This window comes from Spirochaeta lutea, from assembly GCF_000758165.1.
GTDB classification, from domain to species: domain Bacteria; phylum Spirochaetota; class Spirochaetia; order DSM-27196; family Salinispiraceae; genus Spirochaeta_D; species Spirochaeta_D lutea.
This window is the reverse complement of the sequence record NZ_JNUP01000001.1, coordinates 94,610-104,476: the sequence shown is the minus strand read 5'-3', so window position 1 is coordinate 104,476 and position 9,867 is coordinate 94,610. Positions and strand designations below refer to the sequence as shown.

Below are 9,867 nucleotides of genomic sequence, written 5' to 3'. Positions count from 1 at the left end.
TTCCTACGAAAGCTATCCTGGGGTGCAACGGTCACTAGGGGCCTTTATAACAGAGCGCTTCAACCAGTCGGCGCGGTGTCGCTTAATGTCAAGGTAGTTGTCATGTTTAAGCTGCTCTTTTGCATAAGAGTTTTCTCGTCTCATCACTTGGGTTTAGATATACGGTCTTCTTCTCGCGCCATAGCTTAGGACCGTCCTTCGGGAAACGTTCAGGTGTCCTCTGAAATGCTTCCAGTAGGGTTGCATTTCGCTTTCTGAAAAGTCCCTCCACTTTACCTTGTCGCCGTTGCTGCGGGGTTACATACCCGATTCCGGAATGGCGGTGCTTGGTGTTATACCAGTCGATAAAGTCTGCCATCCAGCGACGAGCATTCTCCATGGAATTAAACCGCCGCGGGTACGCAGCATGATACTTCAGCGTTTTGAAGAACGACTCGATATAGGCGTTGTCATTCTTTACCAAAGGTCGGGAATGTGAAAGAAACATACCGAGATTTGCAAGCATCACAGCCAGAGTTGCTCCTCGCATTGGATTACCGTTATCAGAATGTATCCACGTTCCTTTGAGATTACGTCTAGTCTTTATCGAGTTGAATAGCGCGATTGCATGCTCGGCACTCTCTTCGTTGTGGATGGTCCAGCCAACGATCTCCCGTGTCCAGATATCTTCAACCGAATAGACGTACCAGAAAAGTCCGTTTACCATTGATGGTAGTAGAGTAAGAAGCAGGGCGTAGTCGAACTATTTCCCTGCTTCTCCTCTCCGAACCGTACGTGCACCTCTCAGCGCATACGGCTCTCCATTCAAGCATGGCTCATGGCCATCGCAACATCCCTGTAGCGAGAGGTGACGGTGTTCCGTTGTTCCGTCCTTGGTAGGTACGGGTTGGTTTCTGGGTTTCGCCACCTGAATTGACCTTTTGGGCTGGTTATCAGCCTCCTGAGTGACACACCACATACGACATCGTTAGGGCTACGACCGAAAAGCACCCAAGTCTTTGCCATTCCCGGTTTAGGCCTGCGGACGTTCCGTTTCATCAATTGCTTGATGGACGTCTTATACTTCCGTGCCAGCCAGTGAGCCAGTTTCCAGAACGCGATCCTGTCCAGCTTCGCGTAGATCGTAGCGGTGAAATCAGTGTATCGGTAGAAATTTGCCCATCCTGCCAGTCGGCTGTTCAGGCGTTCTACCATTGCGATCTTGTTCTCGCTGTAATCTCGCGAGAGTTCATCGGCAATCGAACGCGCAAACGCTCGATACTTTTCCCACGGTATGGTTGTGACCGTGCGCATGGTACCTCGTGGCCCACGTTTTCTGATGATCCGGTGTCCAAGAAAGACAAAACCGTCGTTGACATGCGTGACATGGGTTTTATCCATGTTGAGCGTCAGTGAGAGTTCATCCTCGAGGAACTGCCGAACCAACTCGCGGATCGACTCAGCGTCACCCTTTGTGCCTTTGACGATGAGTATAAAGTCATCGGCGTACCGGCAGTACGCAACAGCCGGAATCCAGGTTCGTCCTTCACGTAGTGCGATGGGACGCTGCTCCGTGATTGTGCGATTCCAGTACCACCGATCCTTGCGAGCCTTCTTGCCCACATAGTGTCGATCCATCCATTGGTCAAACTCGTTGAGCATGATGTTGGACAGAAGTGGTGATAGCACCCCTCCTTGAGGGACACCTTCTTCGGCCGCACGGAACAACCCTTTGTCGATATGTCCTGCTTTCAGAAACCTCCACAGAAGCGCCGTAAAGCGCTGGTCTCGAATCCGTCCTCGCACGCACCGCATCAGCTTCTTATGGTGCACTGTATCGAAGTAGCTCGAGAGGTCACCTTCGATGACCCAGCGGCCAGCTTCGTGCGTGCCATCTTGCAGCAGTAGTTGTACGGTCCGTATCGCATGGTGAACACTGCGTTCCGGTCGGAAACCGTACGAAAGGCGATGAAAATCGCTCTCCCATATTGGTTTCATCGCCATCAGCATTGCCCGTTGTACGATTCGGTCGCGCAAGGTTGGGATGCCCAACGGACGTTGTTTTCCATTCGGCTTCGGTATGTACACGCGCCGAGCCGGTTGCGGCTCATAATCTCCCGCAAGCAGGTCGTGACGGATCTCCTCCAGATACTGGTCGAGGTTCCGCTCGATTTCGGCTTTGTGTACTCCGTCAGTACCGGCGGTGTGCGTCCCTTTACTGGAAAGAGTGATGCGCGCCGCTTCATGGAGCCATTCCCATTGAGCGATGAGTCGGAGCATCCGGTCGAACCGCCTGTGCGGATTGGATGCCGACCATGTTGCCAGCTTGCTCTGCATTTCACTGATTATCAAAGGTCTTCACCTCTCTCTGGTCAGATAATGTGCGGATTAAGCCGCCTGAACTGCCTTCCTTCGCCATGTAACGGTCTTTCTCCGCCGCGGACTACTACGAAGGCTCCGCCAGCTTGCAGGTCATCGGGGCCACACTCCCTTGGCATTCCGTACAAGCCTTCCTTGGTTTGCGTAATTGGACTCAGTCGCATTGGTGAGGTTGCCGATCGCAGTCTTTATCCTTGCGTTTCGCAAGTCGGAGTATAGCCAACAGGCTTCGCTGCGCACTTCCTGTGGTGGCTTCCGTGGAACCATACTTATGTTCCATGTGTGCCGGTTCCGAAGACATGGATGTTCTCCAGTTCCCTATACCACCACCTTTTAAGCCGTGTAGGTGGTAGCGACATTTCAGCTCTCAGATGCGAGTTAATCGGTTCGTGTTCCTCAACCTTCCAACGCTCAGCCTGGGGGTGCATCTTGGCGTAACGACTTCGCCTCACATCCCTTTTCCCACGGGCTCGGTCACCCTGCCAGTGTGCAGCAGGTCACCCCCGCTTCGGCTCTCGCCTTTCCGCAACGAAAGGCGGATATCTTCGGTTTCACCTCCTTGCCTTCACAAGATATATTCCAATTACACTCGTGCCCCCTTCACCATCTCCGATGGGTTGTGGAGTCCAAGCGCACTCCAGGTTATGTCCCATGCATAAACCTGATCCGGGCCAGTTGCTTTGAGCTCGGGAGGAGTATATGACTTGCGAGGCGCCCGTGAGTTTCCTCGATGAATCAGGAGCCCTCGTTCCTTCAAGACCCGATAGTATGTCCTTGGGCTGGCTATATAAATACCTTCCTCTAAGAGAATTGCAACAATCTCATAGGGGTTCTTATCCTGAAATCGTTTGGAACAGCAGACCGCAACAATCTGGTCTTTCTCGTCTGCACTCAGAGCCCGCTTGTTGGTGCGCTTCGCCCCTTTCCGCTTATCCTCAGTGGTCCTGCACCAGCGCCGATATGTCCGAGGATGCAGACCGATAGCATCACAGCACTTATGCAATGCAGCCCCCTGAGAAACGGCCTTGGAAATGTCGGATACGACCTGCTTCTTTATCTCCGGGTGAGTCATTCGTCCTCGTGATCCGGAAAAAGAAGTGCAGTTTTTTTTTGAAGAGCGATTATGGTAGCCATTTCGGCTATGGCCTTCTCTTTGCGTTGCAGTTCCTTGTTCTTCTGCTTCAGCTCTTTTCGAACATCCTTCAGCTGCTGATCGTGAGCGCCAGAATCATTGTCCAAAGTCGATCGCAACTCCTGTTCCCAGAGCGTTATATGCTCTGAATGTAGACCATTTCGACGAAGCCATTCGCCGTACTCCTCTTCTGGAATTCTGCGGGCCTCAAGGACTAAGGCGAACTTCTCTGAGGGACTTCGGTCCTTGTTTGAAACGTCATCTGCCATAAGATTAAGGGTACCGTCTTTCAGCTTGGACTTCCAGCCATATATCGTGGCTGCTGAAACACCGTATTCAGCGGCTAAATCCGGGGCAGATCTCTTTTCTGGTCTGATCATCTTCTGAAGAATCGCATTCCGAAACTGCTTACTGTATCGCTGCATTTGTCACTCCTCTCTACTAAGATTGTGTGACAACTTTCTTGGCACAGCGCGTGGCAGTAGAAAAGCAAAGAGGGGCATCCTGGAGATTCCCAGTGCAATCTGGAAACACAGAGTGGCGTATTCGTTCTATTAAAATACGGTCATTTTTTGTTTTGCCTATAAAGGCTTGTCCGGGTAGAATGATTGCTGGTTGCAGGGACTTTTTCTACAGCCTCATTATGTTGACTTTTTATATATTTACAGATAAAATATTAATAATTTGGAGATGTCATATACTAATATGAAAAATAAATCATTATTCTTATTTGCAATAGTGCTCTTTTTTCTAACATCAATATTATATTCTCAGACCCTTACAATTTACCGAGATAAGGCTCCATTAGAAGCCAACGGTATTGAATCAACAGTAATCATAAATCAATCGATAGAAATAACGTTTCAAGCAGAAGAATACATTGTTCTTGAATTACCTCCTGGCGAGTATTTGATCTATTTTAATGATAAGGTCTTTAAAAATTCACCAGATTATTCACCCTGGAAGGTGGAACTAGTAACGCTAGAAGCAAATGAAAATGCATATTTAAATATTGAAATCGAAACAGCATTAAATAAGAATCGAACAATTTTTTCAAACACACAACCTGATAACTTAAGCAACTATGTACAAATTCAAGATTATTACTTCTTGAGGACGAATAATGAAAATTAAATCTACCATAGTTTTAGTCTTGCTAATTACAATTTTGCTGTCTAGTTGTGCGACATTAGGTTTCGGCACCAAAAGAATTGATGAGAAAAGAGGATATGTTGCCGCACATGTATCAAAGTATAATTATCATTTCTTCCTCAAAAATTTAGAAACTTCCGCAACAACTAGAATCACATTACCTAAAAGCAACAAACTCTCGGTCAAAGACGTACCAGAAGGAAAATATGCAATTTACTACATCCAAGGTAAAAGTGGATATGCAAAAGCAGACATTGCTATCCCACTATACTTGATGACCATAATTGAAATATCACCCAATTCCGTCACATACCTCGGGAGCTTTAATACTCAACCGACTCTTAATCTTTCGATTTTCGTATCTGGAGATTTATTAATTGAATATGACTTCGAAAGATTTAAAACGGAACTTATTCAGGATTTTGACCTTCCAGAAAATGTGGACATTAATTCACTAAAACCTCTGACTATTTGAATCCGAGCAAAATAACGCATACAAAGCTCCTGAGGTAAGCGGCGTAACGAAGCCGGCCCCGTAAAAACCTTTGGTAGTGTCAAATATCTTGCGCAAATTCCTTTTGCCTCAATCTGAAGATTCCGACTATTACACTTGATCTTCTTTTGGTGCACAATTATCGCTAGACCAAGAATAATAAATTGCCGGCGATTATCACCCGGGAATGTCTTTGGATTTTTAATCCGGGTGATTTGAGCTCAGCGGAAGATAGATTTCAAACACGGTCCCACCTTTCGGATTTTCCTTACAACGTATTGTGCCTCCGGATCTTCGGACTATGCTTTTGGCTATGGTCAGGCCCAGTCCGCTGTGCTTACTCGCCGGTTCGCCTGTTCTGGAACTGTAGAAGCGCGAGAATATTTTCTCTCGTTCTTCCCGGGGAACACCCGGGCCCCGGTCAATAACCTGAATTAATAAACCATCCGCTTTTGCGCCACAAATCAAACGGGGTGGATATCCGGCTGGGGAATACTCCAGCGCGTTATCCACAAGATTACGCAGCACCCTGCCGAAATCATCAGCCGGGAGATTAATTTGTATTTCTCCCGTTCTGCATTCTGATTCCTGAATAAGATTGTCACTGCCGTAAAAATCAACCAGGTTTTTGAGGATTTTTATGGGGTCACATCTGATGTCTGTTACTTCGCTTATGCTCGTCATGGGGGTTTCATACTTTCCCAGCTCGTGGATCGAGTTCAGCAGGAGATCGAGTCTTGCACTTTCTTCCAGTAATAGGCGGATTTTGTCCCTTCGTCCGGGTCGTATTGTTTTTCCCAAAAGAAATTCCAGGCCCGACCGGATTCCGCTTATAGGATTCTTTAGTTCGTGCATAATATCTGCACTAAAATTGATGTAGCGTCCGTGTTCTTCAAGCAACGCCTTTCTGTTGTTCCGGTATTCTGCGGCTATTTTTCCCAATTCATCGGGACGGAGGGTTAGTTTTTCCAACTCCTTTGACTCGGCATCTCCAGAACTAATGCAAGCGACCAGTTTTCGAAGTGGATCGGTAATGCTTTTATGAAGTACATAGACAATACCGGCAGAGGCGCCTAATGCGCAAAACATATAAATATAAACAAGATTCTGAATCGCATCCTTTCGAGCCATGACTTCCGCTTTGTCGCTTATTGCCACAACATACCCCTTCAGGGGGGAATGCGAGGGAAATTCCTTACGAACATATAAATAGCGGCGATACAGCGTCCCTTTTGAAGGGGCCTCCGGTGTTACGGTGAAATCCTGCCGGGCTTCTGGGTGCGAATCGTTGTACAAATCAAGCTCTTCCGTGTAAATCCAGCCGCTGTCATCGAGAAGGGTACCCTGGGAAGAATAGATCTGAATCCGTTGGTTCACGAGCATTCTAGGAATCAGATCAACGGGAAGAAATACTCCGTGACTGACCGAATACTGAACGACGTAACGGGTGAGTATACTGGTAAGCATACCGTGTCGGATAAGATCCTTTGTGTTTTGCCGTTCCAAATAAAACACCAGAATTCCGGGAAACAAGAGTATGGCCGTAATGAGCAGGGCAAATAACCAATTGATAGTGATACGCGAAGATCGATTCATTCCATGAACCTATACCCTAGGCCGTAGACGGTTTCAATCAAATCCGTGCCGGGAGATAACGCGGAAATTTTTTTTCTGATTCTTCGGATATGGGCGTCTACATTGCGCTCCGAAACATAGGGATCTTGAGGGTATGCGGCATTACAAATCATTTCCCGGGTAAAAATTTGGCCGGGTCGATGAGATAGCGCCGTAAGAATGCGAAATTCCGATACCGTCAGTGAGAGTTCATTACCTTGGAGCCAAGCTCGCCAGCGTTCTTTATCCAGCGATAGTATTTCATGGTCCTGCTTGCCCCCGGTTATTGTCGGAATTTCCGACATCCACTGTATCCTGCGCAGACAAACGTCAACCCGAATAAGAAGCTCTTTCAGGGAAAAGGGTTTGGAAAGGTAATCATCTCCCCCGGTTAACAGGGCCTCAATTTTATCTTCTTCGGAGGTAAGGGAAGACAAAAAGATGATGGAAGTATCCTTATGGTTTTCTCTCCAACTGCGGCAGAATTCCAAACCATCCATCCGGGGCATAAGAATATCCAGAATAATAACATGCGGAGGCTCTGCTTCCAGTGATTTGATTGCCCGTTGAGCGCCGTCAAAGGTCGAAACTCTGTAACCCTCATCCAGAAGAGCCAAAGAAAGATTGTTGCGAATTGAACGGTCATCATCGATAACCGCTATATGCTTTTGGGACCCCACCCTTGGGAATATAGCATATCTTGAAAAGAAAATGGATATTCCCTGTTTCCGAAACGCGTACTTGTCACAATGTTGTCAAAATTCGACCAAAGTTTTGTACTATTTCCGGAATAGCCTTCGGCACATAACTAAGAGATCTCCTGAGAATTGGGGGATCAAAGGAGTGTGTATGAAAAAGAAGCTTTTTAGTTTGATGCTGTGCTGCCTGATGCTTTTTTCGGTATTTGCCGGGGGTGAAGAAGAACAGGACAGACCGGCCGGGGGAGCCCCGCTAAACCTGGAGAATTATCTGTTTCTAAGAACTACCGGTGAAAATTCCGCGAAGAAAGTACTGGTGTCTCCACACAACCTTGAGATGCTACTTCTTAGAGAAGACGGCACGTCGCTTCAGTTATCCAGTGGAATAAACGAACAAGTTTGGGAAGTACGGGAACAGAACGACGAACTAATTCGACTCCGACAGAAAGAAAAGGAGCTGGAAGTACTGTTTGAGCTTAAGGGGTCGGAACTTCGAATTAGCTTCAAATCCGCCTTGGTACAGCATCTGACCTGGCCGGGATTCCAGGCCTCGGAAGAATTATCCTTTATCTGGCTCTTCGGTAACGGGAGGATCGTGCCGCTGGCCGACGAAGAGTGGACCGAGTATCTCCAAGGCAATCACGAGCTCTATGAATCTCCTCTATGGGGATTCACCACAGGAAAGGAAACAATTGCCTGGATCTGCGAAACGCCCTTTAGAAACAATTTACTGATTGATGACCATAATTTTACCATCGAGCAACAGTATTTAAATCGTTTCGGCGAAGAAGAGAAGGTCTTTCGCCTGGCTTGGACAGACGGCAGCGATCCGCTTCTTCCCGCAAGACTCTATCGCAGCTATCTCCTAGAGAGCGGTCAGTTCATAAGCGGAGAAGAAAAACTAAGCCAAATTCCCCAAGAGGGCGCAGAACGGCTGTTGGGATCCGCTCAATTTTATATCTGGGGATATGATGAACTTTCTACCAGAGACATAAAACCGGATTCATGGAAGCCCTTTGCCAAAGCATTGACCGACGGATCGGAACAGCACAAAGCACTACTGAATTTGATGGACCACGATACCAAAAGCAATATAACTGAAATTGCAGCCGGCGAATGGCCCTCCGCCTACGCCAAGAGCCAAATGACCCGGGGACTTAGTCAGGCGATCAGAACCATTGGTGCAGATACTCTTTACGACATGTTCCCCCAATATCTGAAACCCATTGAAACCTGGGGACAGGGAGTATCTCCCTCTTTTATCCATGAATTGAAGAATTTAGGTATAGAGCGAGCAAGGCTTACAGTGGAGGGGCTGCACAATCCCTGGAATCTTCCTGCAACGGTGGCAGCGGCAACCGAGGCCGGATACCTGATCGGTCCCTACGATTCCTATCATAGCATTCACCCTGAAGCACTAGGGGAAACCGGGGAAAGTTGGGAAACCGCTCAGTTCAATCAAGAACTGTTCGAGACCGGCACAATTCAGCGCGCAGACGGTAGTTATTATCAAGGATTTGCGGGAAAGGGCAGGTATCTGAATCCAAAGGCTGCCTGGCAGGTTTTTCGTGAACGGGTAAACGGAAACCTGGGAATTGCTGATTTTAACTTCTATTTTATTGATTGTGACGCCGCCGGAGAAATCTATGAAGATTATAATACCAATTTCCCGTTGAGTAGCGAAGAGGCTGTCGATTTTAGAAAAACAAGGCTGCGCTGGCTTCGGCAGGACAGAGGACTCATTGTAGGAAGCGAAGGTACCAATCCCTTTATGCTTCCCGAAATTATTATTGCGGAATGGGGATTGTCTCAACCTTTTTCCTGGGAATCAGCGGAGTTCAATGACCGCAATTCCGAGTATTATATCGGCGGATTCTGGCCCCCCGATGCCCCGGCTATTAATTTCCTGGGGGTCCCTCTTCCTGAAGTATTTAAAAGACGGTATTTCGACGCTGCCAGCAGAATACCGTTGCTGGAGGCAATACACCACGATTCAGTGCTTGTAACCAATCACTGGGGCGCGGATATGTTTAAATTCCCGGAAGTTACCAAAGAGCTCCAGTTGACCCAGATGTTGTACCTGGATGTTCCGCTCTACAATGTAAATCGTGATCGCCTTGCGGAAAAAGGGGATAGTATTCTGCATAATTATGAATTCTTTAGTCCCATACACCGGGAACACGGTTTTGATCAGCTTACGGATTTTAGCTGGCTTTCTGACGATAAGCTGGTTCAAATGACGGAATTCGATTCGGGTTTACGAATGATTGCAAATTTCAGCGATCGCAAATTCGAGTATCAAGGTGAAACAATACAAGCCATGTCGTTATTGACCGTAATGCCCGACGGGGAGCTTCGATATTTTGTACCGCTGTCCGAACCGGGATGGGATTAGAAAGCCATCCATGGACAAGAACCTC

At 47.5% G+C, this 9,867-nt stretch carries 9 protein-coding genes; 3 read left to right on the top strand and 6 right to left on the bottom strand.

The genetic code is table 11. The annotated features are described in order from the left end of the window. Positions 1-106: 106 nt before the first annotated feature. From DC28_RS15005 to DC28_RS00500, 4 genes are all read right to left on the bottom strand, one after another. Positions 107-706, bottom strand: a complete 600-nt coding sequence (locus tag DC28_RS15005) for an integrase core domain-containing protein (RefSeq protein ID WP_081941740.1) — start codon at positions 704-706, stop codon at positions 107-109. Between the two features lie 98 nt (positions 707-804). Then, complete coding sequence (gene ltrA / locus DC28_RS00510; protein WP_081941739.1) at positions 805-2,331, bottom strand: group II intron reverse transcriptase/maturase; 1,527 nt, start codon at positions 2,329-2,331, stop codon at positions 805-807. A gap of 610 nt (positions 2,332-2,941) precedes the next feature. Further along, positions 2,942-3,430, bottom strand: coding sequence for a COG3415 family protein (locus DC28_RS00505; RefSeq protein WP_052078270.1), 489 nt, complete (start codon positions 3,428-3,430; stop codon positions 2,942-2,944). Beyond that, the gene (locus tag DC28_RS00500) at positions 3,427-3,915 is read right to left on the bottom strand and encodes a transposase (RefSeq protein ID WP_037544513.1); all 489 of its coding nucleotides are present in this window, start codon (positions 3,913-3,915) and stop codon (positions 3,427-3,429) included. The genes DC28_RS00505 and DC28_RS00500 overlap by 4 nt, the downstream gene beginning before the upstream one ends. A 280-nt stretch (positions 3,916-4,195) precedes the next feature. On the opposite strand from DC28_RS00500, the gene DC28_RS00495 reads away from it, so the two are divergent. After that, complete coding sequence (locus tag DC28_RS00495; RefSeq protein WP_037544511.1) at positions 4,196-4,624, top strand: hypothetical protein; 429 nt, start codon at positions 4,196-4,198, stop codon at positions 4,622-4,624. Next, positions 4,614-5,117, top strand: coding sequence for a hypothetical protein (locus DC28_RS00490; RefSeq protein ID WP_037544509.1), 504 nt, complete (start codon positions 4,614-4,616; stop codon positions 5,115-5,117). Before DC28_RS00495 ends, DC28_RS00490 begins: the two co-directional genes overlap by 11 nt. A 219-nt stretch (positions 5,118-5,336) precedes the next feature. Here the strand turns inward: DC28_RS00490 and DC28_RS00485 are convergent, their stop codons facing one another. Then, positions 5,337-6,512, bottom strand: a complete 1,176-nt coding sequence (locus DC28_RS00485) for a sensor histidine kinase (RefSeq protein WP_162180173.1) — start codon at positions 6,510-6,512, stop codon at positions 5,337-5,339. 215 nt (positions 6,513-6,727) lie between these two features. Then, positions 6,728-7,429, bottom strand: coding sequence for a response regulator transcription factor (locus DC28_RS00480; RefSeq protein WP_037544504.1), 702 nt, complete (start codon positions 7,427-7,429; stop codon positions 6,728-6,730). A gap of 169 nt (positions 7,430-7,598) precedes the next feature. Between DC28_RS00480 and DC28_RS00475 the strand changes: the two genes are divergently transcribed. After that, positions 7,599-9,842 (top strand): glycoside hydrolase, encoded by a 2,244-nt coding sequence (locus tag DC28_RS00475; protein ID WP_037544502.1) that lies wholly within the window; start codon positions 7,599-7,601, stop codon positions 9,840-9,842. Positions 9,843-9,867: the final 25 nt, after the last annotated feature.